A 26,757-nucleotide genomic window follows, 5' to 3' on the forward strand; every position below is an offset into this window, starting at 1 on the left:
ACTTATCTCCCGTTTTCTAAATAGTTTAAGGCAAATTCTACATCTTCTTCACTAAGACCGTGCATTATAATTGGACCGTGGTAAAACTCACTTAAAGAGTTTATATATTCACGAAGTGGTAAGTCCCCTCGTCCAACACTAGCAAATTCAATTCTACCTTCTATAAACTTGCAGTCTTTACAATGAGCTATTACAATATATTCTTTTAATTTTTTTAAAGAATCATTTATTTTTTCTTCTAAAGTATTTCTATCTTCGTAAGTCACAATATTTGCGGCATCAAATAATACACGTAAATGTTTACTATCATAATGCTTCATAAGTCTTATAGTATCTTCAACAGAACTCACAACATTTGCCTGCTCGGGTTCAACGACAATTACAATATCGTACCTCATGGCTGACTGTAGCATCACATCCAATGATTGGTACAACATCTTCCAAGCATTTTCTGAGTGATTATCAGGATGAGAGCTCCAAAAGTCATCTTGATTGAAACTACCGGTAGAAATTGATACAAATGGAATATTAAGGATTGATGCAACTCTACACACTTCGTCAAAGCGTTTCATGTTGTCTTGGCGCTTAGTATCGTTTAACTCCAAAGTGTTAAAGGTTCCAGAAACAATCGGTATTTCTATTCCATAATCATCGCTTACTTTCTTAATTGTTGAAATAATATCATTTCCTACACTTTTTGGCAGACTGTTAAGTCCAACGTTGGAAAAATTAAACTGTACATGATGTAATCCATATGACGCAATTTTTTTAAACGCATCTTCAACTGAATAATCAATAAATACTTTTGAAAAAATTCCTAATTTCAAAATTCATCCTCCCTTTCTGCAGTAATTTTGGTATAATTACATTAATTGAAATTCATTGTTTCGCGAAAATCAATGATAAACGATTATATAAAGCGTTTACATATCTAGATTATATGTAAAATCAATAAAAGTCAATTAAAATCGATTAGAATCGATTAGAATCGAGGGTTGAAATGTTAAAAAGAGAGCGTCACGAGTACATATTAGATCAATTAAAAGAAAATGGAAGAGTTATTGTTAATGAATTAACAAACGAATTAAGTGTTACTGAAGACACCATACGCAAAGATTTACAGGAACTTTCAAAAGAAGGTCTAATCAAGAGAGTACATGGCGGAGCCCTTAGGGTAGATGCTTCGGTTGTAGCTTTCGAACAAAGAATTGGACAACATCCTGGGCTAAAAGAAGAACTGTCACGATTAGCTATTCCACTATTGCAATCCGGTTCTGTTATTTACCTTGACAGTGGCACAACTAACTTAAGTCTTGCAACGCAAATTCCACTAGATTATTCTGGAACAATTATTACAAATAGCCCCGCTATTGCACTTTCTTTAACCAATCACAAGTTGATTAACATTTACTTACTTCCCGGGGAATTGAACAAAGAAAGCAAAATACTACAAGGCGGAACTACACTTCAGGCAATAAAGGATATACACTTTGATTTATGTGTACTGGGAGTATCTTCAATAGATGTTGATCAAGGTATTACTGTACCATCCCTTGAAGAATCAATATTAAAGAAAACAGTCATCCAACAAAGTTCGCAAGCAATATCAATAATTACTTCCGACAAAATCGGGAGCACTTCTACATATTTCGTAGATAATGCAAAAGCTATAGATATAATTATCACCGAATCTTCTGTTCCTAAAACAATAATTTCAAGATTAAACAATATCGGAACAGAAGTAATTACCAATTAACCTAACGAATACATTTTTCATTGTTTTATTGATGTATCATTAAGCACAAAAAAAGCGTTAATCTCGTATGATGTGAGATTAACGCTTTTTCTTTGATTACATAAGTTTTCTAAATAATTCTTTATATTGTTCAATTGTCGCTTGTCGTGGATTACCTGGAGTACATGCATCATTTAATGCTGACTCTGCTAAGAAATCAAGATCTTCTTCTCTTAATTCTGGTAACTTTGTAGGGATTCCTACATCGACAGAAAGTTGTCTTACGGCATCAATGGCTGCTTTACGATACTCTGTTTGTGACATTGTATCTGTACCCTCTACACCCATTGCTTTCGCAATCTCTTTAAAACGTTCTCCTGTTGCTTCTTGGTTAAACTCCATTACAATCGGTAGCATCATTGCACAAGCTACTCCATGAGGTGTATCATAAACTGCACCTAATGTGTGAGCCATTGAATGCGCAATTCCTAAACCAACGTTTGAGAACCCCATGCCCGCAATATATTGAGCAAGGGCCATTGATTCTCTACCCTCAGCATTGCCTTTTACAGCATCACGTAATGATTTAGAAATAAGCTCGATAGCTTTAAGATGGAACATGTCTGTCATTTCCCATGCACCTACTGTAGTATAGCCCTCAATTGCATGTGTTAATGCATCCATACCTGTTGATGAGATTAATGATTTTGGCATTGTTTCCATCATGTCTGGATCAACAATCGCTACAACTGGTATATCATGTTGGTCGACACAGACGAATTTACGTTTTCTTTCGACGTCAGTAATTACATAGTTGATCGTTACTTCAGCCGCTGTACCTGCTGTTGTTGCAACTGCAATGATTGGTGCACATGCTTTCTTAGTATCGGCCACTCCCTCAAGTGAGCGTACATCAGAAAATTCTGGGTTTGTAGCAATTATCGCAATCCCTTTTGCAGTGTCAATTGGTGATCCACCACCAATAGCAATAATGTAATCTGCATTGTTGTCATGAAATGCTTTTACACCATCTTGAACGTTCTCAATAGTCGGATTTGGTTTTACTTCAGAATAAATTGCATAGTCTAGTCCAGCTTTATCTAATAAATCTGTAACTTTAGTACTTACACCAAATTTTATCAAGTCAGCATCCGTTACAACGAGTGCTTTTTGATACCCACGTAGTTTTACTTCATCAACAATAGCTTCGATTGCACCTTTACCATGGTACGATGTTTCATTCAAAATAATTCGATTCATAAAGTCCCTCCTTCTCTTGTTATTATTTTAACAAGTTTTAATTGTTTGTGGAGTTACACTTTCCTTGTACTGTCACAAAAACACTCACAATTAGAGAATCGTGAGTGTTTTAAAGAGTATTTTCATAGGATCAGGCATCGCCTGTATCATTAAATGTGCCAGTTCTTCAGGTGTTTCCTTCATTCCTTTTTGAAGCCAATCCACCGTTTTAAAGACTGCACCCTGACAATAGAGTTCTACTGAAAATGTCATACTTTCATCAGGGTTATTGCCTGTTTTATCTGTAATTAGATCAATATAGAAGTCTCGAATCATTTCATAATCATGAGTTTTTAAAGAGTTCTGACTGTCGGATTGAAAACTTACAGTAAAGAATAGTTGCTCCGACTGTATATACTTGAATTTACGTACAAGTCCATCAAAGACAGTTTTTCCTTTACCCATTTCTTTAAATGACTCAAACAAGAGTTGATCAAAATACCAGTTAATAAGATCATACTTATCAAGGAAATGTCGGTAGAAAGTTTGCCGTGATAAACCGCTCTCCTCAGCAATTTGAGCAACAGAGATACTATCAATCGAGTCCTTAAGCATACATCTCTTAATGGCTTGAGCAAAACGCAGTTTTGATTTATCTTTGATCATTATCTGCCCTTCCTTTCAAAATTAATCTAATAAACGTCTATAGTTTTACCTGATACTTTTCTTTAGTACCCAAAAATGTGTCAAACTCAAAAAAGTGTTTCTCATTTTGTGGTAACTCCGAAATAATCTTGAAGTGTACACCTTCATCACTTTTTAGATGCACAAATCTTTTATTACCATTTTCATCAATCGTTTCTGTTTCTAAACTTAAATAATTATCAAATGGTATAAATCTAGCAGTTTCTCCCTTTTCGGATACTACTTTAATATCTTTGACCCCTATGTCAAATTCATGAATCGTTGGATTACTAATAGATACACTTGACTCAAGAAAAATACGACCGGGTTCCGCTTTCACAAGCTTTCCACTACTGTCGGTATACGAATCAAAATATGAGTTACCAGTAATCGTAACGCTGTAACCTTCCTTTGTGACAAGATTAATTGGAATCTTCATATATGATATCTGGAATATATCGATGAATTTTAACACAGGTCTGTCTTCGTCTCGATAGAGATCACAACAAGGACTAAAACTTCGCATTCCTTGTTTAGTAATAACTTGCGGTTCAAAGTTTGAGGCAGCAAATCCGAGGGCATCAAAGCCATAGTCGAGCATGAAACGTTGATACGCCTTATTTGGGTTTACAAAGACTTCTCGGTTCCCTTCGGTAGTACAGAGATTATAAGCATCACTGTCTTTGAAATAGGAATTATGATTACGAATTACAGTGTCATTAATACATTGATTTCTTGTACTAATGTTTCTATTTTGATAATCAATTGTAAACACAACACCAAGAATAACTATCGCAACAACGCCATACTTCATAAAAAACGATTTGGTATCTGCCTCTTTATTATCTTTAAGCAACGAACGTTTTTTATACAATCCAAAAGCAAGAATAAGAATAATACTAATTAGTGTGAGTATGTACATTTTAACTTCCTCTCGTGTATCTTTCTCTTGTTCAGTATTTCACCAATTATATAATTTCATTTTAACACTTTTAACTAACATTTTAAACATAATAAGGTATAGACAATTTTTTGACTTCTGTTACAATTTATACTAATAGAAAAGAGGGATTCTAATGATTAATAGAGATCGTGCATTACAACGTTTTATGGAACTTGTACAAATTGATAGCCAAAGCATGAATGAGCGTGGCGTTGCTGATTACTTAATTGCATATTTTACTGAGCTTGGATATGAAGTTCATGAGGATATGGTGTCTCGTAAAGCTGTACCGCAGTCTAATGCTGGAAACGTTATTGTCAAGGTTCCTGGTAAGGGCTCAAAAGCTCATGAAGATATTATTATTCTTGAAGCACATATGGATACTGTTGAACCAGGGAATGGCGTAAAACCTTCCTTTAGTGAAGATGGTTTGTATATTGTCTCAGATGGTACTACAATTTTAGGATCTGATGACAAAGCAGGTATTGCTCAAATTATAGAAGTGGAAGCTGTCCTTCGTGAAAACAACTTAGACCACCCTCCACTCGAACTACTCTTTACAATTGGTGAAGAAGTTGGAATCCTAGGTGCCTTTAATATTGATAAAGAACTTGTCAAAGGGAAAATCGCTTATGTTCTTGATGGTGGTGGCGGACCTGGTGCTGCAGTAATTGGAGGACCTGACTACTATGATATTCTTGGAACAATTACAGGACGAGCAGCTCATGCTGGTCAAGCTCCTGATGAAGGAATTTCTTCAATTCAAGTCATGGCAGATGCAATCTCTAATATGAAACTTTTGAAGATTGATGAAGATACCACAACTAATATTGGTCGTGTAATCTGTGATTATCCTACAAACGTTGTACCGGAAGTGACTCGTTTTGCGATGGAAGTCCGAAGCCTCGATACAGAAAAAGGAAAAGCACAAGTTCAACATGTTTTAGATACCCTACAAGCATCCGTTGATAAGTTTGGTGCTAAGCTAGAAGTAAGTGTTGATCAATCACTTCATGCCTATCATCATAGTGAAGACAATCCTGTCTTAAAACGATTCAAAGCAATGTGTGAAAGACACAATCTTGACTATCGTACTCTCGTGATGCGCGGAGGAACTGATGTAAGTGGTCTAAGTTATAATGGCATTGATGCTATTGCACTTGCTGCAGGTGGAGAATTTGCCCACGAATTACGTGAACGCCTCATTATTAGCCAATTCTTAGAAAATACTCAACAAGTTTTATGGTTAGTGACCGAATAAGATGCGAAAGCATCTTTTTTTATCGTCTTAATTGCACAGGAACTTAAGTATCGTTACAATAAAAGAAAAAGGAGATCGTATGACAGCCGAACTGATTCAAAAACTTAAACTAGAGAAGTACGAGACAATACATAGTGAAGATCCACATGCCTTTGACGACAAACTTCCACCATATAATGCAAGTTATCCTGTAGATTTAAGAATCGTATACATAAAAGACTTAGAAGAAATGTTAGTGGCAATACTTGAAAGTGACAGCAAGAATCTTATTAAAGAGAAAGGTTCTTTAATGCTTGTCTATCCAAAGTTACAAAATAAAATCCAACTTGAAGGTATACATCGTGATGCAATCTTCCCTTATTGTCATGTTAGTGATGAGACTGGAATTGTTGAAGGGACTCAGCTCCAATTTACGCAAATGCTATCCTACGATGATAACTTCACGATGATTCGCTTGAAGAATATCAAAGGACTAAAAAAGACACGTACAGCTCCAAGTGATCAACGCGTTGCTCTTTATGAGGATCGTATTGGCGAACTGGAAGCTTTATTGAGCCATGATACTTTCGCCCTTAAGTTCTTTAAGGAACTACCTAAAGGGATGCAGAAGGATTGGACGCGTCATGTACTGAGTGCAAAACGAGAAGAAACTCAAAACAAGAGACTACAATCTATGATTCAAGGATTCCACAATGGCATCCGCTCTAAAAACAACTAGCCCCTAAGGAGCTAGTTGTTTGTATTTATCTTGAATAAATAAACGTTTATTAAAGTATTGATGCGTATAAATGAGTGATGATACAGACATCTTGTTTTTAACGATTTGATTTACTCGATTAATTTCATCACTGCTTATGCTATCTGCTTCATCGAAAGGATAGAAACGTGCATCTGCTGTACTGAAATAACCTTTCTGAGAATACCAGGAACCACTTTGGAAAATAACGAAGTTCTCTTCATTACTAAAGATATCATTTCCCATAAAGAGACGTGTATCATACTCTAAATCAAATAAGTTCGCAAAAGTCGGTGCCATATCAATGGTACTGGATACTTTTGAGACTTTTTCTGGTACTTGTTGAGGATTGTAAACAATCATTGGCGTACGATCCAGTTCGTACATTGCTAAGCGATTAATATCCGAATACTTATCAAGATAAGCACCCTTCATTTTTAAAGGACGATGGTCAGCATACATGGCTACTACTGTATTATCCATGCTTGATAGATTTTCAAGAAGGTATTGCATTGCAAGGTCAAGTTCTACAGCTTTCGATAAATAGGTTCGTATTTCTAAGGGAGCATCTGGATATACTTCCAATACTTTATTGACATAGCGATTACCAAGTGACGAAGACACATCATATGGAAGATGGGTTGAAGACGTAATGATATACGACATAAACTTACCTTCTTCAGCATTCAATTCCTTCACAATCCCTTCCATCATGGTGAGATCACTTTGCCAACCACTGATTAATCGTGGAATTAGAGTCTTTACGTCACGATAGTGATCCGAACCTAATTCTGGGTGAATAATACTACGTGGGTAAAATTGATCGTTCCAATTATGATAGGAAGACGTGTTATAGCCCTTATTCTTAAAGAGATTAAATATCGTTTGAGGTGATGTTCTATCATAATATGCACTCATCGTGCATGTATCAATTACTGGGTATAATGATGATAATGACATTAATTCCGACTCAGCTGTTGCGCAGTTGAACTGTGGAGAATAGAAGTGATCAAAATACGTACCTTCTTGTTGCATTTTATAGAGAGTTGGCGTTAAAGTTTCATGAATTGCGATCATATCAAAGGCTTCCACAAGGACATAGATAAAGTTCTTATCTTTATAGACACCAGTTTTATCATTTCTTTCGGTATATGACTTCCCAAGGAAATAATTATCAATGGAACGTATTGTATCGTTTTGTTCAGCATCTCTTGCTTGAATCCATTCTAAGTCATCTTGAATACGACCATCTAATGTCGACGGTTTCTCTTCTTCTGATTCTTCAATTGGCTCATCCACGATTTCCTCTTGTGGGATTTTAACTTCCAAGCTTCCATCGGAAGTTAAAGAGTAAATAATATCTGTTGAAATAAAGGAAGACATCCCAAGTTGATTCATTGCGTTCTCTGTATAATATGGTTTGATATAAAGTTTAATCGAAGATTCAAAAGCATTGGGAGCATCTCCTATAAACAGCATTGCGATATAAGCTAAGTAAAGTAATAATGGGCTCATAATAGAAACCAATAAGTATTTAGGATTAGTATCTGTTGCTTTTTCAGGCTTAATATATAGATAAACAGCTATTGCGATAAGACCAATTAGTATAAATGCGTATGTCTCAAATTTAAGATACTTTAGAAAATCGACCGTATAACTTCCGACATCAGGAGTCCCTTCAAACAAGAATCGCATTGAAAAAAAGTGACCGTAGTAGTAATGAATTCCAGTTTGGAAAAAGGCATAAATACTATTGAAAAAAAAGAGTAGTACGGTAAGGATTCGAGCTAGGATAGTGTTCAAATACGTATTAATAAGATACAATATTGATGTAAGAAACCCTACAAATAGCAAGGAACGTACAAATACGATACTTGGATATGTTTGGCTATTTTGGACTCTAAATAGGATTTCAATAAGTAATAGTGGGATCATATAAATAAAAAATGATAATTGCTTTTTCTTGTTCGACATTTCTGGAATTCCTCGCAATCTAATAAAACTATTGTAAATGATTTTAATTTGATATTCAAATTGTTTAAGGAGGGTATGTATTATGAAAGTATTAACTAAAGAGTTCATTAATCAACTTCTTAAAGAAGTTATTGTTAGAAGACCCGTAGAATCTCATAAAGGTGACTTTGGGAAGACTCTAATTATTGGTGGATCACAACAATTTGGTGGTGCCGTTATTCTATCCACTAAAGCTTGTGTTTATTCAGGTTCTGGACTTACCACAGTAGCTTCTGTTAAAGATAATCGAACTGCACTTCTTTCTCATTGTCCAGAAGCTATGGTGCTTGATAGTGAAGATATCGATGAACTTATCAATTTTATGAGTACTGTAGATGTCGTGCTACTGGGACCGGGTATGGCATTATCTGAAGACAGTAAACACATCATTCATAGGGTGCTAAAGAATCTCAAGGAACATCAAATACTTATTATCGATGGTTCGGCTCTGACCTTGATATCAGAACAAGTGGCACTCATAATGAATAAACCCAACATCATTCTGACACCTCATCAAAAAGAATGGGAGCGACTTAGTAGCATTCCCATACCAGATCAATCTCCTGATACCAACCAAAAATTTATGGATGAGTTCAAAGGAATGCTTGTTCTAAAGAAACATCACACCGAGATATATTTCCAAGGAAATATTGCAGCGATACCTTATGGTAATCCAGGGATGGCAACTGGTGGTTCTGGGGATGTCTTAGCAGGCATGATTGCAGGATTCTTTGCACAATTTCCTCATTCATTTCATACATTAATTGCTGCAGTTAGTTTACACAGTATGATCGCTGATGAAATCTACGAGGATAAATACGTGGTCATACCTTCAGAACTCATTCAGTTGATTCCCCAAACAATGGCTAAAATGTAAAAAAGAACCTCTCGGTTCTTTTTTTTCACTCACTTTATACTGCTTTTCTCATTAATGCATACGTTCTATAGGCACGCATACCATGACGTTCATACATTTGTTGTGCACGACCACCAGTCCACAAGAAGTAAACATGATGGATACCTCGTTGTGCCATATCATGAAGCATTTCATCAAATAGTACTCCACCGATACCATAACTACGTAGATCTTCACGAACTCCGAACGGTCCAAAGCGATCAGGATGACCATCAATACCTCTTTGACAGTAGCCAACAATTTCTCCGTCTTTATCTTTACATACAATCAATGTATCTAAAGCATCTTTACGTGTAAATGATTCTTGAATGTTACGGGTCCAACCTGAACCAAAATTTGTCATCATAAAATCAGTTAACTCCGTTGCATCTTGATATGTAAATTTTGAGAAGCGATAGCCTTGCTCTTCAAGTTCTGCTTTTTTATTCAAGGTATATTCAGGATAAGTAAATGGCATCAATGTTTGATTCATTGACACTGCTTCACCACGCTTGTTATAACCCTGTGCTTCAAAGAAAGGTGTTCCGTTTGCATAATTATGAACATCAACACCAGGGAAGAGATAATTAGGGCTGTATGCACCTAATGTAATTTCCTTTACTCCCTCTTGAATCATTGTTTCTTCAACATGTTTTAAGAGTTTACTACCAATACCTTTACGTTGATGCTGACGAGCAACACACATCGCTACAATGTAACCACGTTCTGGCTCAATCCCTCTTTCAAGATAAGGATATTTACGTTTAACTGCCCATATGAAACCAGCTAACTCATCACCTTCATAAGCAGTTAACACATAGCGTTTATCAAAATTATCATCGCCGAGAACTAATGCTGTAAAACTCTCAACATCAAGAGCATCGGCACTCATTTCTTGGTTCCATAAGTTCATAACTTCTAAGATTTCTTGTCCCTCAAATTGTCGTATTGACATACTTAAATCTCCTTATTGTTGTTTTTCTTTATTGATTAAAAAGTTAATAAATTTACTGAAAAATGCATATAATATTACGTGTGAATCCAAGCTAATTGAATCGTTATTATCAGTGAAGTAAGGTACAAAGATACTTTGCTTCACACGATTTCTAAACATTGAGAATGTATTCTGAGTTATTAATACTGTGTTTAGATTGCGATCCTCCAATTGGTTGATAACCTCACCGATAATTGCTGTATTTCCTGAGATAGAAATAATAATCACAAGATCATCAGGATCAATAATTGATGCCTTTTTATGGATATTAAATACCTGTGAGACAACCTCACTATCATAGCCATAAGCTAAAAGGCGTTCTGAAAAATAGAGTGAAGATATCGCTGTTTCTGCATAAGCAAAAATCTTAACGTTCTTAGCGTTCTTAAGCTTCAGATAAAGTTCATTCATATCGTCATCACTGACGACATGATCGATTGCTAAGATCGTCTCTGCGTAGATTTCAGAGATCGTTTTCTGACTTGGATGTTTCAGTCCTTCTGATTGGAGTTCATCAACATAACGTGATACATCATACTTAAATTGACTGTAACCCTCATACCCAAGTTTCTGACAAAATCTCAAGAGTGCCGATTTTGAGATACCAACAATATCTGCAAACTCAACAAGTGATAAATTTGTAAGAGATTCAATCTTATCAATAATTGTATTCATAATCACAACTTCTTGTTTCGTGAAGTTGGTCTCATTAATTCTCATTAATTGGATAGGATTCATGCATGCACCTCATTCCTGTATCCATCATACTAAAAAAGAGTTTCAATTACAATAGACACTTTGGTCCAAAGTTTCTGGGAAAAAGTGTTGACATTCTGTTTTAACAGATTATAATGGGTTTAGGAAACGCTTACACCGGTTATGTTTCTTAAAATCTGCTTAAGCATGTGCTTATGACAGGAGAATGAATGATTTAAATTTTTGAAAGAGAGAGGAAATATGAAAGAATATAAACGTATTATCACAGTTGGTGCGCACCCCTTGGATGCAGAATTAATGGGAGGCCCAATGTCGATTGTTATGAATCGCTTTGGTGCAAAATCTACTTTTGTTCATGTAACAACAGGTCGTCTACAAGTAGCTGGTGCTACAGAACAAGAGAAACAAGATTATTTAGATTTGCTTGTTCGTCAAATTGATGAAGTTGCAAAGGGTATGGGAGTTAATGCACATCGCTTAGACTACCTATCAAGTAATATGCCAAGTGAGGAAGAGTTCATCCAAGAAATGATGGAATACTTCAAACAGGAAAAACCTGATCTTGTTATTACACACCATATTGGTACAATGCATGATCGTCATTACTATACCTATAAAACAGTAACTGCAGCAGTTAAACGTCTACGAGCACAAGGTGCAGACATTGATCTTCTTTATGGGGAAAATTTAGAGGACCTTGTTGGATTTGTACCTACTAAGTATCTTGAGATGAGCCAAGAAGATGTTGATACATGGTTTAATTCTTTACGTATTTATGACCTCTTTAGAGGGAAAGTAAGCAGTGTACCATACGAAGCTTACTACACAACTATGGGGAAAGTTCGTGGTTTAGAGTCAAGCTGCCCTAACTTTGTAAAAGCATACATGCATGCTGGACTTATCGACTACACCATAGGAAAATAATAGAAAAATATTAAGGAGTATATATGCATAAATTATCACAATTTGTTGAAGAGAAAATGGCGCCGCCGTTAATTCGCTTCTCACAGTTAAAATATGTTCAAGTAATGCAGTTTACAGGTCTTGGAATTATGACTTTATTAATTATTGGTTCATTATTCCTTCTAATTGCATCATTTCCAAATAAAGCTTACTTAGCGTTCTTAGGTAATTTCCGTTGGACAATTGCTCAAGTTGCTGGTCTTGGAACTAACTACATTGGTCTATTTACAGTATTCACAACATCGTATGCTTTAGTTGATTGGTATAACCGTAACCGTGGTGAAAACCTCGAAATCGTACAACCAGTTATCTTAGCAGTTGCATGTTTCTTATTACTGAATCCAGTTCAAACATTACACATCGTTGCTGAAGGTGCAGAACCTGTAGGCGTACAAGCTGTTGCTCAAGCATTCTTAGGTGCTGATGGAGTTTTCACAGGGATTCTTGTAGCGATTGTATCTGTAGAAATTTTCCGCTTCTTCTTACGTAAAAAAGTAACCATTAAGATGCCAGAAGGCGTTCCTCCAATGGTTGTTAGTGTCTTTGCTGGTCTTATTCCATCAATCTTTGTAGTAGTATTCTGGTGGACAATTGGTGGCGTATTAAAAATTAATATCGCTCAAATCATCACAGGTCTCTTTACACCATTACTTCAAGTTGGTGACTCACCAGCTACAAGTATGATTATCGTTGTTATTGACCGTATCTTATGGTCAGTAGGTATCCACGGATCAAATACTATCTCACCGATTACTGGTACATTTATGACACAAATGGTAGCTGCAAACCAAGCAGCATTCGCAGCTGGTACACCACTACCATATACATATACTTCATTATTCTTAGATAACTATGTATGGACAAGTGTTGTTCCATTAGTAATCTTATTAATTATTTCGAAGAAACCACGTCTACGTGGATTGGGTGTGTTATCTGCACCTGGTAGTGCCTTCAATATTGCTGAACCTGTAATTTTCGGTCTTCCAATTATGCTGAATCCGCTAATGGCAATTCCATTTATTCTTTCCGCCGTCGTTCTATTGATTCTGTCCGTAATTGGTGTATGGCTGAAGTTCTTGCCGACTCCTGTATTAAGTATTCCATGGATTACACCGGCTCCTATTAAAGCATTCCTATCTACTGGTGGCCGATGGGAAGCTGCAGCCTTTGTACTCTTTGGATGGTTAGTCTCATTTGGAATCTATTATCCATTCTTTAAGATCTTAGAGAAAAATGAAGATATAAATATGGAGAGTGTTAGTGAATTAGAATAATTCTAGTCTCACTAAATTCAAAGACAGTTCTTGCGAACTGTCTTTTTTTCTATTTAAGATGTTTTAAACTCATTTCCATGATACGCATTACTTCAAGTGTTTGTTCCTTAGTAACGAGTGGCTCTTTACCATTCATGATTGTTTCATAAAGTGCATCATAATAATATGCATAGTCACCTTTTTCTGAAACGATTTGTTCTTCATGGTATTGATTTTCTTCGTAGTATGCCAGTGTTCCATAGTCTTCAATACGGTCAATACCAAAGTCACTATTATTTGGCATGTAGAACTTCTTAAGATCTTCTTCCTGACGGTCTTTAGTTTGTTTGGTGAAGATACCTCGTCTTCCGTATGCAACAAAGCTTGGTCGGGATTTCACTCTAAAGAAGCTAGACTTAACAGACACCTTTAACTCATTATCATAAAATAAATCAAAGTCAAAGTAATCATTTGCTCTTCCTTCTCCTAGGAGCTGACGAACATCATAGTGCACATTCTTAGGAATACCAAAGTATGAGATTGCTTGGTCTAAAGTATGGGATGCATGACCATAAACAAAGGAATGATAAGGGTTAAACTCTTTTGAGTTTTCTGATGTCTCTGGTCGATAGTAATCAAAGTGCATTTCGACTTCATAGAGATCTCCAAGTTTTGAGCTTTCAATAACTTTTTGGACTGTTAAGAAGTCACTATCAAAACGTCTGTTTTGGTAACATTGAAGAATTACACCCTTTTTCTCTGCCATCTCAAAGAGCTTTTGAGCTTCTTCTAATGTATTTGTAAAAGGTTTCTCCACAATACAGTGCTTACCAGCTAAGATTGCTTGCATAGCATAGTCAAAGTGACTTGCAGCAGGTGTTGATATTACTACTACATCAATATCTTCATCACTAAAAATATCTTCTGTAGTATCGCAATATTCAATGCCTTCAATTTGATCCCAATTATTAAGAGAACGTGGAGATGCTTGAATCTTCTTTACCCACATTGTTTCATAACGGCTGAGAATAAACGGCAAATGATAACGATTGGTACTCTTACCATTACCAATAAATCCAATACAGAGTTTACGAGTAGTCATAGTTTTTCCTTTCAACTAACGATTGTTTTCATCGTACACAAAGAGTAAATATTCTAATACAGATTTACGAGTAATAATACCCATAAAAATATTACGGTCATCAACAACCGGAATAAAGTTTTGATTCAGGACCCTTTCCAATACATCCTCTAAAGGAGTATCAAAGCGTACCGGAGGATTCCACGGTTTACGCATAATTTTTGTAACTGTTTCATCTTCGGTATTTCTAAGATCACTAGAATTTCGATCGACAAGATGCCAAAGGAAATCCCCTTCACTAATTGTACCGTAATATTCACCATTCTCAGTTACTACTGGAATGGCAGTATATCCATGATGTTTCATTTTTTCTATTGCTTGTCTTACTGATGATGTGGTATCGATTGTACCTATTGTAGATTTCGGTTGGAGTAGAAATGCGTTTGATTTAGGAATATTTAATTCAAAATGAGTTCGTTTATCAATATGATTAATTATAGCCATAATATTGCCTCCGTAATTCTATTGTAACATGGAAAATCAAGAAGATTCTAAATCTGACAACTTCCCAAAATTGAAATGATAATCACTTGCATAATAAATCTTTATCTTGACTTAGAGTCGACTTCAGGGTGTATGATATTAGTAAGAGGATAAAGGGGTGGCCTATGGTTTATGCATATAATTTGATTATGTTCTTTGGCTTGGGAGTCTTACTGTCGTTTATGTCCGTTTTCTTTACAACTGAGACAAGTCTTACAGCTTCTCAAGTCACAATGATGATGTCTTTTGCTCCTATAATTTCGTTTTTCTCAACAAATTTCTTTGCTTTTATTAGTGATAAAACGCGACAACATAAGAAAGTCTTGATGACCGCCATGGTTCTCGCAATTATTACCAGCATTACACTCGCAACAGTCGCTCAATATGAGGCCGTTGCCTTAGTTATTCTATCCTATGTAGTTTTCTCATTCTTTATGTCTTCGCCAGGTGCATTATCAGATAACTTTGTAATGCAGTACTCGAACATTAAGAATATTCCATACGGACGAATTCGACTCTTTGGATCACTTGGCTATGCCATCGCAGGACAAGTTGCAGGATATCTAACCGATAGTTTTGGTCTTACAATAATCTTTTGGGTCTATGCATTATGTATCTTTATTCCTTTAATTTTTGTACCTAAATTTCCTGACATTGAAGATGTCGATGATCATGAAGAAGAAGTTACAGTTGAATCAAAAGGGATATATAAGAATCTTGTTCAGAATAAGCCATATGTTGCTACTATTATTGTTTCCTTCTTTATTCTAGGTTCAGTTCAAGCAACAGGCACATTCTTTGGTCTCTATATTACGCAACATGCAAACTTAAGTCTTACATTCTTAGGTACTACGATTCTAATCTCTGCTGGGACTGAGATTCCCATGATGTTTTTCTCAGATAAGTTAATCGAAAAGTTTGGTGCATATAAGATTCTCGCTGTTTCAGCTACTTTAAATACTATTCGTTTCTTAGCTTATTTCTTCTTCCCTGTGAAGTGGGTAATTATTGCAGTTACCTTAACACACGGAGTTGGTTATGGTTCAGCTTTCACCAGTGTCATGCATTTAATTGGAGAGAATGTCTCAGCGAAAGTAAGAGCTTCAGCTATTTCTATTAATACAACGGTCGCAATTGGATTGGGATCCTTTGCGATTACATTCCTTGGAAGCATCTTCTTAGATGCACGTTCCATCTATGTAGCCCTGGCAGCGTTTGAGTTTATTGGACTGCTTCTTTGTCTTTACCTCATCCTACGCCATAAAGAATTCAAACAATAAGACTGTCAAAGGACAGTCTTTTTTAGTTATACAGTGAACCATATCGTTTTACATACCAACGTTTCACAAAGGATACTGTCAAGCTATACGAAATCATATTGAATCCAAGTAAGATAAAGAAGCTCGTGAGAGGTTCTACCATTCCTAAGTAGCTTGCGAAAAGTGTATAAGGGATCATACTTCCAATTAAGATTCCAAGTAATGTAGAGATAAGTACTCCATGTGATGGTTTGCTCTCAATAAAAGGAATCTTTTCAGTTCGAATAAGATTGATGATAAGACTTTGGCTCCATAATGATTGGAGAAACCAAGCAGTATGAAACAAGCCTTGGAATAGTATTTGTTGAGAACTCGTTAGAGTCGTATAGGATCCTTGGAAATACTGTGGAAGAATCCAGAGGAACAGCATCATAAAAGTAAAGATATCAAAGATTGAACTGGTCGGGCCAAGCCATAACATGTAAGTCTTTATTGATTTTCCATCCCAGTGATGTGGTTCTAAAAGATAATCTTCATCCACATTATCCCAAGGTAGTGTTAAACAGCTTATGTCATAAATTAAGTTAAGGACTAAGAGTTGGACTGGTAGCATTGGAATAAAGGGTAAAAACATTGAAGCAATAAGCACACTAAACATATTCCCAAAGTTCGCTGATATCGTCATCTTCAAATACTTTACGATGTTAGTGAAAATCTTGCGTCCTTCAAGAATCCCTTGTTGGAGAACATCAAGATCTTTATCCAAAAGAATGATGTCAGCACTATCTTTTGCAATGTCTACTGCTGTATCTACTGATATCGCCACATCCGATTCTCTCATTGCAAGTGCGTCGTTAACGCCATCGCCCATATAACCAACAGCATGACCTAGCTCTTTAAGATTTTTAATCACAAGAGCTTTTTGTTGGGGAGTAAGTTTTGCGAAGACATCATACTTTGTGATAGAGTCCTTAAGTTGTGCCTCTGTCATAGTATCAATATCTTTACCTGTAATGATGGTTTCAACATTGATACCTACCTTAGCACACACTGCTCTCGTAACTGAGGCATCATCACCTGTGAGTATCTTTGTTTTGACATGATACTTAGCAAGAGCTTGTATTGCCTTTTGAGCACTTGCTTTAGGAGGGTCTAGAAAGGTAAGAATTCCTAGAAGAACCATATCTTGCTCATTGTTTAATGATAACTTCTCAGATGCAAGGATATCTGATTTATAAGCTACTCCCAGTACTCGAAGTCCTGACTCTCCGAGGTTTTTAACATATTTTCGAATATCATCACGGATTGAGTCATCAATTGGGATTGTTTCATTGTTAAGTTTTACTTGTGTACATATACCCAATATTTCTTCGATTGCACCTTTTGTGATTAATTCTAAATTGCCTAGAGAATCTCTAACAGCAACACTCATTCTCCGTCTCTCAAAATCAAATGGTATCTCATCCACTTTCTGATAGGATTGTAAGTCGCTCTTAGCCAAATGAATCCCATAGTCAATAATTGCTTGATCCATTTGATTCACAAGACCTGTATGATAATAACTATTTAAGAATGCCTTTTCAACAACTTCGTCGCTTTCTTGATGCTTAATATCCAGTGACTGCATGACAGTGATTCTATCTTCTGTTAGTGTCCCAGTTTTATCAGTACAAAGGGTATCAATTGATCCAAGACTTTGTATTGCAGACAGTTCTTTCACAATGACTTTTTGCTTGGATAATTTTGTAGCTCCTTTTGAAAGACCTGTAGCTAATACTGTTGGTAACATTGCAGGTGTTAATCCTACAGCAACGGATAATGCAAATAAGAAGGCTTCTAACCAATTTCCTGAGTGAAGTCCACTTAAAAGAAATACTCCAGGTACCATAACAATCATAAAACGAATTAAAAGTTTGGATACATATGAAATGCCCTTTTCAAAACTTGTTTGGGGACGTTTATGAGAGATGCTTTCTTCCATGGCTCCTAGAATTGTATCGTTACCGATACTAATCACAAGAGCTTTACCTTCACCACTCAGGATTGTTTCTCCCCAAAAAGCTAAATTCATTCGATCGAACAATGCATGATCATCAGTGTCCACTTTACCATTTCTCTCCACGGCATTACTTTCACCGGTTAATATAGCTGTAGATAGAAATAAGTCTCTACTTTCAAGAATTCGTATATCAGCTGGTACAAGATCTCCGGATGATAATTCAATGACATCTCCTACCGTTAACTCTGAGCTATCAATAATTTGTGAGCTAGCAGAATTACGATAGACTCTGGCATTAGTCTTCATAAATTTACCTAGGGATTCAAGTGCTTTATTGGATTGATAGGACTCTATAAAATTAATTACGCCACTTAAAAGTACCATTCCTAAAATGATAAGTGATGATCCTAAGTTTTTATTTTCTGTAGAAAGTAAGTAATCAGCAATAAACGACAGTACAGACAAACTCAACAATAATAGCGTAAAAGGTGTAATAAAAGAATGTGCAATTTGTCGACGTATAGATCGTGTCTTCTTCTTCATAATAACGTTACGGCCAATCGACTGAATTGATGCTTGAGCTTGTTCCATAGAAATACCACTATCTGAACTATTATAAGTCTTTAAGAGCTCATGTTTTTCCATCATCGATGCGTGTCTATATTTCTCTTGATTATCCATGAGATACCCCCATCATCTCTATAATTTAATTATAAAATTATTCATGAACAATGAAAGATATATGCATTAAAAAAGGAAGCCCGAAAGCTTCCATATTTGATTATTCGAGAACTTCTCTTTCAATCATTAAGACATCATCAATGGTAAATGTTTTACCTGCATCTTGTGAGTAATAACGAGCGAGTTCTTCAAAGAATGGTTGTGGATCAATACATGTTTCAGGAGCAACAACTCCTTTTTCTGTAATCTGTCCTTTCCCCATCATGTAGACCCCAATTGCTTGTCCTGAATTATTATAAGCAGCTGAGTCATGAACACCCATTTGAACTCTCGCTGTATAGCGAACATGTTCACCATTTTCTAAACCTTCGGCAATCGCCGCTTGTCCACCCCAGACACCACGATCTTGCCAAATGTCGGTTCCTCTAAATGGTTTTTTATCAGTAGCAATCGGTGGATAGAGAGCATCTTTGTGTCCTCGTGCTTCTTGTCTTAGCTTACGCATTACTTCAGGCATAATGGAGCCAAGACATGCACAGAAATCATTAATCTTTAAATTCTTAGCTAATGTAATCGGTTCTGCGTGACCAATATAATAGGATTCTGCACTTCCTAATGGTTCATCAAATTCAATCCACTCTCCATGTTCAAGAGCTTCGATACTATCCCATCTACCTTCTTTCCAAATAGGAATGCGACCAGTACCAACATGAATTAAGTGTTCCCAAGCTGCATCAGACATGAGTCCACCCTCTGCAGCAGCTTCAAGGTACGTACCTTTAATCATATCTGCTGGTGGGTTGGTAATCGCCCAAGCAATCTTAATCGAATCACAGGAATCAAGTTTGTCATAAACTACACGTGCCTGTACATTACTGATACCAGGTGTTGTACCCATACAAATTAGAGCACTGATTCCTGCATCTTTAGCTTTTTGATCCAGTCTTAATAGATCTTCTGCAGCATCGTGATCATCACACACGTCAACGTAATTAACACCTGCTTCTATTATCGCCTCAAGAATTGGTACACCAAACTTAGTGAATGGACCAACACAATTCAAGACAACGTCATATTCCTTAGCTGTCGCAATTAACATATCGCGATCTAAGACATCAAGTTCCATAACTTTGATTTTAGGGGAATTAAGCATTTCAGCAACTTTTGTTACTTTATCAATATTAATATCAGATAATACAATTTCAGATACATCTGGATAACGCATTAGGTAGCTAGCACCACCCATTGCCATCGATCCAGCACCGCCAAGTACTAATACTTTCATGGATTATTCCCTCCTATATACATAGTGTAGCACAGTTCTTGTGATTGAATGTGAAATTTTTAACAAATTCTTGGTGATCTTGAGTGTATCTATCTTTATTGGTGTAATTACATCGAGCTATGATAAAAAAGACTCAGTATTATACAATACCGAGTCCTTCAATTAAGCACCTAATTCTAATTCAAAATCGTTTTTTTCTTCGACTAAAGCGAGGTTATTTAACCATTTTTCCTTAGCTACAAAGCGATAAGCGATAAAGAGTTTCACAACATCTGTAGATTGTCCTAAGATATATAAGGAAATAATTCCCCAGCTTGTAAAGTGAGTTGCAAGTCCTACTGCGACAAGATTAACTGTCCACATGTATAGGGAGTCAAGAAGGAGCGTAGATTTCGTATCCCCTCCTGCTCTTAATATAAAGTAACAGGTGGTGTTCATGACATAGATACTAAAGAGTGGTGCCTGAATACGCAAGAACGTTTGTGCTGTATGTAAAGCACTGTCAGAAACTGAATAAATGTAAGGAAGAATAAAAGTTGAGCCAAAGAGTAACACTGCAAAGAACATGCTGAGTACTACACCAAATCCAATAAGATGATATCCGTTGTCACGTGCTTCATCCAGTTTGTTTGCACCAAGTGCGTGAGATACAAGAATTGTTGTTGCAACACTCATCCCGGCATTCATCGTAAAGAATAAGTCTGAGACAGTTGTCGCAATTGAGTATCCTGAGATAACATCAGCACCACGTGTTGCATAGAACTTAAGTAAGAGAGCCATTCCACTTGCCCAAAGAATTTCATTAATTGAAAGTGGTAAAGCTTTAACGAAGATATGATTGATTAATCTCTTTGAAATATCAAAGAGTTCTGATATTTTTGATTTAAATGCATAGTTACCAAATGTTAAGAACATAAGGATAATTGTTAACTCAACAAAACGAGCAATAAGTGTTCCTAATGCAGCTCCAAGCACTCCTAATTGAGGGAAACCGAAATTACCATAAATTAATCCATAGTTGAAGAATGCGTTAGTAAGCACGGATACAACACTTGCCATAAGAGGACGTTTTGAATCCCCAGTAGCTCTCATTGAACCTGCAATAGCCATTGTAATCATATTTGGTAAGAATGTTAAAGCACAAACTATAATGTATTTAAGCCCTTCAGAAACTACTTTGTCATCCTGAATAAAGAAACGAATAATATGTTCAGGGAATAATAATGCAATCCCTACAAATGTAGACATAATAATACAGGACGTTAATAAAGCAAATCGGAAGGTTTGCTTCATATGTTTATGATCATGTGCTCCATGGAATTGAGCCATGAATACAGATGCAGCAGCGATAAAACCATTGGTGCCAAACGTTGCTATTAAAAAGTATCGATTAACTGTTGCTACTCCAGCAAGAGAGTGATCCCCTAACTGTCCAATCATAAGATTATCAAGCAAGTTAACAGATGTACTGATCAATTGTTGCAGCATTAATGGTATCGCTATGATCAAAGTTGTCTTAAAAAAATCACGATCACCAATAAACTTTTTAATATGCATAATAGCACCTCCTAAATGACATACGATTATCATATAGAATTCACAATTAAAACACAAGAAAAAGACCGCATGTTTATGCGGTTTTTTACTACTTTTTCTCATTTTACTTGATAAAGAATGAACGATTGAAAAAATTACCAAGAAATCAATGATATTTATAGTTTATTTGTAATTCTCAAGTTCACGCATTGTTGATTGTAACGCTTCAAAAGATGCAGGTTCATAAGGACTATGACCACTTGATTCACTGATAATTAACTTACTGTTGTTAAGTTGCTTATGCAACGCATGGGCAGCACTTAAACGACAGTCTACGTCATAACGACCATGGACTATTGTTGTTGGTATATCTTGAATCGCCTGAATGTTGTTTAGAAGATAGTTGTCATCATTCCAGAACATTTTATTTGCAAAGAAATGACATTCCAAAGTAGCAATACTTATGTCTGCATCCGTGAGTTCATTTTCATGAAGCGTTGTATTTGGAACTAAAAGAACGACCGAACCTTCCCAGTCTGCCCAAGCTTTTGCTGCTTCACGTTTTCGTGAATCATTATCAGAAGTGAAAATCTCATAATAAGCTTGCACGAGATCATTCCGTTTATCCTCTTTAATAATCGCTTTAAAACGTTCGTGTTCTTGAGGATAAAAGTACGAAGCTCCTTCTTGATATAACCAGCGAACGTCCTCTTCACGTCCTAGGAAAATTCCTCTTAGCACTAAATTATCAACATGTTGAGGGTATTGAATCGCGTAAGCTAGTGCTAATGTTGAACCATAGCTTCCTCCAAATACGGTCCATGTCTCAATGTTGAAGTGTTTTCGAATCAGATTAATGTCTTCAACTCCAAACTGAGGTGTGTTATTGATTAATGTCGCAAAAGGTTTGGAACCCCCACAACCACGTTGGTCAAAAGCAATCACATACCATTCATTCAAATTAAAGAAATCAAATGACTTCTCACTTATTTGGCCTCCCGGACCACCATGTAAAAAGATTACTGCTGGTTTGTCAGGATTTCCACGTGTATATATTGCCAATTCTTGTCCATCTTCTGTTTTTAGATAGGTATCTACGTTCATATTAATGCATCCCTTCCTCTCTAAGTTTCATAACATGTTTATAAAACTCTTTTGCATATCGATACTGTTTAATGGTGTAATCACCAAAATCAACGCCCATATTAGCCTTATACTCGCTCCATATAGACCATAAGAAGCCACTGACTGCTACATAACTATAGACTTTAATACGGGACTCTTCACTTACCTCTTGATCAAAATAAATACCGATAGCTTTATCAATTTCATCCTGATTGTAATCGGCATAGATGCAGAACATCGCTACATCAATATGTGGGTCACACATGGCTGCATATTCCCAATCTATTAAGTGAATGTCATCCTCTACAAACAAGAAGTTCACACTTGCAGAATCAATGTGACAGAGTGTCTGCTCTTTAGGTAAGGTATCCAAGAAATCTAAAAGTTCCATCACCTTCTCTCGTATTTCTTCATAATCCATAAATGAAGACTCACTTGCTCTAAGTGTTTCGTAATGCTGAATACGATCTCTTAAGTCAAAACTATGATTTACTTGCAAGTTCATATCATGAAGCTTTCTTAAATGTTTAATTGATCGGGTAACATCCTCCCAATCCGTATGATTACACACACGTGCCTTATCCCAGAACTCTGTGATCTTATACCCTTTTTCTGGAGTCATTACTATAATTTTATCACTAATGTCTTTTCCTTTAAGAACAGAATATACTTCTGCTTCCTGGAATCTATCAATAATTTCATTGCTTCCTTCACCAGGAACTCTTAACAGATACTTTGTACCGTTTACTGAAAAACGCATATGACGGTTGGTCATGCCTTCAAAAAGACCTGAGATATTCGTTATTTCTGACTTACCAACACCAAACATCTCACTAATATAATTGATTCGTTTTGACTTAAGGTCTCGTGATTGACTGTCTAATTCACGAAGTTGTTCGTACTTCTTAATTTGGTAGGCAGACTGACCTAACATGAGTCTTCCATACACAAACATTTTATTATTCTCAAAGAGTGTTTGTTCCCAAGACTCTCTGTTATATTTACTCATGGTACTAAATGAATCTAGATTCTCTTGAACTTTGATTGCTTTTTCTCCAAAGAGATACGCAACACCCGTCATGGCGTTACCACCTTCTTCATCACCACAATAGATAAGTTCCATGTCACGGTTTAGTCGTACGATACTGTCGTTCTCAATATATTCTGACACGCCATACCATGAGAAGTATTCATTAATATTGAATGGATTCCTTGAAAACCATACACTACTCGGTACAATATAGGCATTTTTTAGTTTATCGGAAGCAAGACTTAAGGAATATAAGGAATCTTTCAGCTCATATTCGTGATCATAAATTAGCTCTACATTATATTTATCAATAAGATATTCAAACTGTTCCATAAGATATCCAACTACGATGTAGATTTCTTTAATCCCCACTTCATGGAGTTGTTTTATCGTTCGTTCGATTACTGGTTCATCATTGACCAAGAGCATTGCTTTAGGGATTTTATCAATCGGAGTCATTCGTAGACCCATCCCAGCAGCTAAAATAATAGCTCGCTCTGGTTTTGATTCCTGAAGATATTCCTTGGTTTTACTCGTAATTTGATACTTGCTGTCCAAATAACCATAATCAACAAGTTTCGCAAGTGATTCATTGAATAAAGCTTTGGAGTACGTGCTTTTTTCAATAAGATTATTTAAATCTGTATTATTATTGTTTATGAGTGCTAAAACAATCCAATCTCGTTTGTTCATTATTAATGCCCCTTTCCACATGATTTCTTACTTATAATAATACGCTTAGCTTAGATGACTGTCAAAATGAGACATTGTATACTTTACAAAAAAAGGAATCAACGTACTAGACGAGATTCCTCTATATATTATGGTTCTAATAATGCTTCAACGATGGCAATCCCTGAACTTGTACCAATCCTACTTGCTCCTGCCTCAATCATTTGAAGTGCTGTTTCTAAATCACGGATTCCACCAGCTGCTTTAATCGCTACAGAATCGCCGACTACTTCTTTCATCAACCTTATGTCTTCAAGGCGTGCACCATCGGTGCCAAATCCAGTCGATGTTTTCACGAAATCAGGTTTTACCTGTACAGCGATTTCGCATACTGCGCGTTTTTCCTCATCACTTAAATAACATGTCTCTAGGATTACTTTACTGGTAACACTTTGAGCTCGACAAACTGATACAATGGCTTCCATTTCTTTTCTAACATATTCTAAATTTCCATTTTTTAACTCACGAATGTTGATGACATAATCAATCTCATTTGCGCCATTGCGGATTGCATCTTCTGTTTCAAAGACCTTCGTTGAGATTGTAGTCTGTCCTAAGGGGAATCCTATTGCTGCACCCACATTAACTCCCGTACCTTTAAGCTTATCACTACAATATGCAACTGGTGACGAGTTTATCGCAACCATTTTAAATCCATATGTTTTCGCTTCTTCACAAAGCACATCAAACATTGCATTATTTGCATCTGCCTTAAGCAAAGTGTGGTCAATCATTTTCGCTAACTCTTTACGTGTTATCATAATCTATCTCCTTTTCGATTCCATAGAAATTTAAAAATTCTGAGTCTTTTATGTATTCTGCAAGTTTTGGATTCTCTCTTACAATTTCTGTATCATGAGTATAAACACATATACCTTCTTTATACACAGCAATGACTTCAAATATGTCACTAAAGACAACACAATCGGCACGTTTTCCTTTTCGTAAAACTCCACGATCTTCCAAACCTAAGAATCGTGCTGGATTCCCTGATGCCATTTGTGCTAAATCAACCGGTGATATCTTTAGATTTTGATATAAGTAGTTCAAATCGTAACGTAATGGTTTACTACTTCCACTAAGTCGTCCATGTTCATTAATGACAATTCCATCTTCTGTCATTGTCACATCACCTGTAGGTAGTCGATAATATCCTGGCTTACACCCTGCCAATCCAACAGTATCAGATATTAAGATAATTTCATCAATATCCTTTGTCTTAAAAATTAAATCAAGCATTGGTTTGTGTAAATGAAGTCCATCTGCAATAACTTCAACCGTAACATCCTCTAGTAATCCATATCCAAGTGCTCCCATATTACGATGGTGAACTCCAGACATTGCGTTACCAAGGTGTGTCATAAGATCAACAGGAGATTCAAGATTACTGAGCTGTTCGTAACTAACATTTGAATGTCCTACGGCCACCTTCACGCCTTCTTGTTTTAAACGTTCAATTACTGCCGTCGCCCCTTCCATCTCAGGCGCAAGAGTCACTACCTTGAGCATTCCTTTACTTCTTTTAAGGATGCTTTCTAAACGTTCTATACTTGGTTTTGGGAAAGGTGTATCTGGTGGTGCTGCCCCATATTGCTCAGGATTTAAGAAAGGGCCTTCCATATGAATCCCAACAATCTCACAACCTCGTTTATCTTTTACCGATTCACTGATTGTATCAAATGCGTAAGGACTTGCGGTTGCCAGAACAGATGTAACGCCTTCTGAGAGGTAGCGCATCTTAAGCAAGTGTAGATCCTCAAGCGAAGAAGTTCCCGTAAAGGACCAACCCCCGTATCCGTGATTATGAATATCTATAAGTCCAGGCATAATAAAAGCATCACCATAATCAATAACATCACCTTTTACCTCATGATGTAGATCGGTAATAATTCCATCCTGAAATTCTAAGATACCATCACGAATCGAGGAATCCCAAATTATATTATTTGATTTAATAAACATCGTACTATTCCCCTTAGTGACATTATAACACAGTTGTATATACAAAAATAATGATGTTAAAAAAGACTCCATTTATGTTAATAGAGTCTTT

Annotated in this window: 23 protein-coding genes; 7 read left to right on the forward strand and 16 right to left on the reverse strand. The window is 36.2% G+C overall.

Translation table 11 applies throughout. The features are described from left to right. Positions 1-2: 2 nt before the first annotated feature. Entirely contained in the window at positions 3-827 is an 825-nt protein-coding gene (locus tag G7059_RS09990) for a sugar phosphate isomerase/epimerase (RefSeq protein ID WP_166081954.1), read from the reverse strand. A gap of 173 nt (positions 828-1,000) precedes the next feature. Between G7059_RS09990 and G7059_RS09995 the strand changes: the two genes are divergently transcribed. Continuing rightward, positions 1,001-1,756 (forward strand): DeoR/GlpR family DNA-binding transcription regulator, encoded by a 756-nt coding sequence (locus tag G7059_RS09995; RefSeq protein ID WP_166081955.1) that lies wholly within the window; start codon positions 1,001-1,003, stop codon positions 1,754-1,756. 96 nt (positions 1,757-1,852) lie between these two features. Here the strand turns inward: G7059_RS09995 and fucO are convergent, their stop codons facing one another. The 3 genes from fucO to G7059_RS10010 all read right to left on the reverse strand — a co-directional run bounded on the left by fucO (position 1,853) and on the right by G7059_RS10010 (position 4,580). After that, a complete protein-coding gene (fucO, locus tag G7059_RS10000) occupies positions 1,853-2,995 on the reverse strand; it encodes a lactaldehyde reductase (protein ID WP_166081956.1) in 1,143 nt (380 codons plus the stop codon). Positions 2,996-3,085: 90 nt separating this feature from the next. After that, on the reverse strand, positions 3,086-3,640 hold the full coding sequence (locus G7059_RS10005) for a TetR/AcrR family transcriptional regulator C-terminal domain-containing protein (RefSeq protein ID WP_166081957.1): 555 nt from the start codon (positions 3,638-3,640) through the stop codon (positions 3,086-3,088). Positions 3,641-3,677: 37 nt separating this feature from the next. Beyond that, the gene (locus tag G7059_RS10010) at positions 3,678-4,580 is read right to left on the reverse strand and encodes a hypothetical protein (protein WP_166081959.1); all 903 of its coding nucleotides are present in this window, start codon (positions 4,578-4,580) and stop codon (positions 3,678-3,680) included. Positions 4,581-4,734: 154 nt separating this feature from the next. Here G7059_RS10010 and G7059_RS10015 point away from each other — a divergent pair, with 154 nt between their 5' ends. Both G7059_RS10015 and G7059_RS10020 read left to right on the forward strand, forming a co-directional pair. Further along, positions 4,735-5,862, forward strand: a complete 1,128-nt coding sequence (locus G7059_RS10015; protein WP_166081960.1) for a M20/M25/M40 family metallo-hydrolase — start codon at positions 4,735-4,737, stop codon at positions 5,860-5,862. Between the two features lie 79 nt (positions 5,863-5,941). Beyond that, positions 5,942-6,580, forward strand: a complete 639-nt coding sequence (locus G7059_RS10020) for a YdeI/OmpD-associated family protein (RefSeq protein ID WP_166081961.1) — start codon at positions 5,942-5,944, stop codon at positions 6,578-6,580. Positions 6,581-6,583: 3 nt separating this feature from the next. Here the strand turns inward: G7059_RS10020 and G7059_RS10025 are convergent, their stop codons facing one another. Beyond that, positions 6,584-8,533, reverse strand: a complete 1,950-nt coding sequence (locus G7059_RS10025; RefSeq protein ID WP_166081962.1) for an LTA synthase family protein — start codon at positions 8,531-8,533, stop codon at positions 6,584-6,586. 121 nt (positions 8,534-8,654) lie between these two features. On the opposite strand from G7059_RS10025, the gene G7059_RS10030 reads away from it, so the two are divergent. After that, positions 8,655-9,488 (forward strand): NAD(P)H-hydrate dehydratase, encoded by an 834-nt coding sequence (locus tag G7059_RS10030; protein WP_166081963.1) that lies wholly within the window; start codon positions 8,655-8,657, stop codon positions 9,486-9,488. A gap of 34 nt (positions 9,489-9,522) precedes the next feature. On the opposite strand, the gene G7059_RS10035 is transcribed toward G7059_RS10030, so the two are convergent. Continuing rightward, positions 9,523-10,461, reverse strand: coding sequence for a GNAT family N-acetyltransferase (locus tag G7059_RS10035; RefSeq protein WP_166081964.1), 939 nt, complete (start codon positions 10,459-10,461; stop codon positions 9,523-9,525). A gap of 12 nt (positions 10,462-10,473) precedes the next feature. Continuing rightward, positions 10,474-11,238 carry a MurR/RpiR family transcriptional regulator gene (locus G7059_RS10040; protein ID WP_166081965.1) on the reverse strand — a complete coding sequence of 255 codons (765 nt, stop codon included), beginning with the start codon at positions 11,236-11,238 and terminating at the stop codon, positions 10,474-10,476. A gap of 219 nt (positions 11,239-11,457) precedes the next feature. Here G7059_RS10040 and G7059_RS10045 point away from each other — a divergent pair, with 219 nt between their 5' ends. After that, positions 11,458-12,141, forward strand: a complete 684-nt coding sequence (locus G7059_RS10045) for a PIG-L deacetylase family protein (RefSeq protein ID WP_166081966.1) — start codon at positions 11,458-11,460, stop codon at positions 12,139-12,141. A 23-nt stretch (positions 12,142-12,164) separates the two neighbouring features. Next, positions 12,165-13,454 carry a PTS sugar transporter subunit IIC gene (locus tag G7059_RS10050; RefSeq protein WP_166081967.1) on the forward strand — a complete coding sequence of 430 codons (1,290 nt, stop codon included), beginning with the start codon at positions 12,165-12,167 and terminating at the stop codon, positions 13,452-13,454. Between the two features lie 49 nt (positions 13,455-13,503). Here the strand turns inward: G7059_RS10050 and G7059_RS10055 are convergent, their stop codons facing one another. Next, positions 13,504-14,535 carry a Gfo/Idh/MocA family oxidoreductase gene (locus tag G7059_RS10055; RefSeq protein WP_166081968.1) on the reverse strand — a complete coding sequence of 344 codons (1,032 nt, stop codon included), beginning with the start codon at positions 14,533-14,535 and terminating at the stop codon, positions 13,504-13,506. A gap of 15 nt (positions 14,536-14,550) precedes the next feature. Then, positions 14,551-15,018 (reverse strand): CBS domain-containing protein, encoded by a 468-nt coding sequence (locus G7059_RS10060; RefSeq protein WP_166081969.1) that lies wholly within the window; start codon positions 15,016-15,018, stop codon positions 14,551-14,553. Between the two features lie 164 nt (positions 15,019-15,182). Between G7059_RS10060 and G7059_RS10065 the strand changes: the two genes are divergently transcribed. Next, entirely contained in the window at positions 15,183-16,337 is a 1,155-nt protein-coding gene (locus G7059_RS10065) for an MFS transporter (protein WP_166081970.1), read from the forward strand. Between the two features lie 22 nt (positions 16,338-16,359). Here the strand turns inward: G7059_RS10065 and mgtA are convergent, their stop codons facing one another. The 7 genes from mgtA to G7059_RS10100 form a co-directional block, all read right to left on the reverse strand. Further along, positions 16,360-18,996, reverse strand: coding sequence for a magnesium-translocating P-type ATPase (gene mgtA, locus G7059_RS10070; RefSeq protein ID WP_166081971.1), 2,637 nt, complete (start codon positions 18,994-18,996; stop codon positions 16,360-16,362). Between the two features lie 100 nt (positions 18,997-19,096). Next, a complete protein-coding gene (locus tag G7059_RS10075; protein ID WP_166081972.1) occupies positions 19,097-20,281 on the reverse strand; it encodes a saccharopine dehydrogenase family protein in 1,185 nt (394 codons plus the stop codon). A 162-nt stretch (positions 20,282-20,443) separates the two neighbouring features. Beyond that, positions 20,444-21,838 (reverse strand): MATE family efflux transporter, encoded by a 1,395-nt coding sequence (locus G7059_RS10080; protein ID WP_166081973.1) that lies wholly within the window; start codon positions 21,836-21,838, stop codon positions 20,444-20,446. Positions 21,839-22,000: 162 nt separating this feature from the next. Further along, entirely contained in the window at positions 22,001-22,921 is a 921-nt protein-coding gene (gene pip / locus G7059_RS10085; RefSeq protein WP_166081974.1) for a prolyl aminopeptidase, read from the reverse strand. Between the two features lies 1 nt (position 22,922). After that, entirely contained in the window at positions 22,923-24,665 is a 1,743-nt protein-coding gene (locus G7059_RS10090; RefSeq protein WP_166081975.1) for an NTP transferase domain-containing protein, read from the reverse strand. 128 nt (positions 24,666-24,793) lie between these two features. Next, on the reverse strand, positions 24,794-25,465 hold the full coding sequence (deoC, locus tag G7059_RS10095) for a deoxyribose-phosphate aldolase (RefSeq protein WP_166081976.1): 672 nt from the start codon (positions 25,463-25,465) through the stop codon (positions 24,794-24,796). Continuing rightward, positions 25,452-26,666, reverse strand: coding sequence for an N-acetylglucosamine-6-phosphate deacetylase (locus G7059_RS10100; protein ID WP_166081977.1), 1,215 nt, complete (start codon positions 26,664-26,666; stop codon positions 25,452-25,454). Before G7059_RS10100 ends, deoC begins: the two co-directional genes overlap by 14 nt. Between the last annotated feature and the right edge of the window lie 91 nt (positions 26,667-26,757).

This window comes from Erysipelothrix sp. HDW6A, assembly GCF_011400295.1.
Lineage (GTDB): Bacteria > Bacillota_I > Bacilli_A > Erysipelotrichales > Erysipelotrichaceae > Erysipelothrix.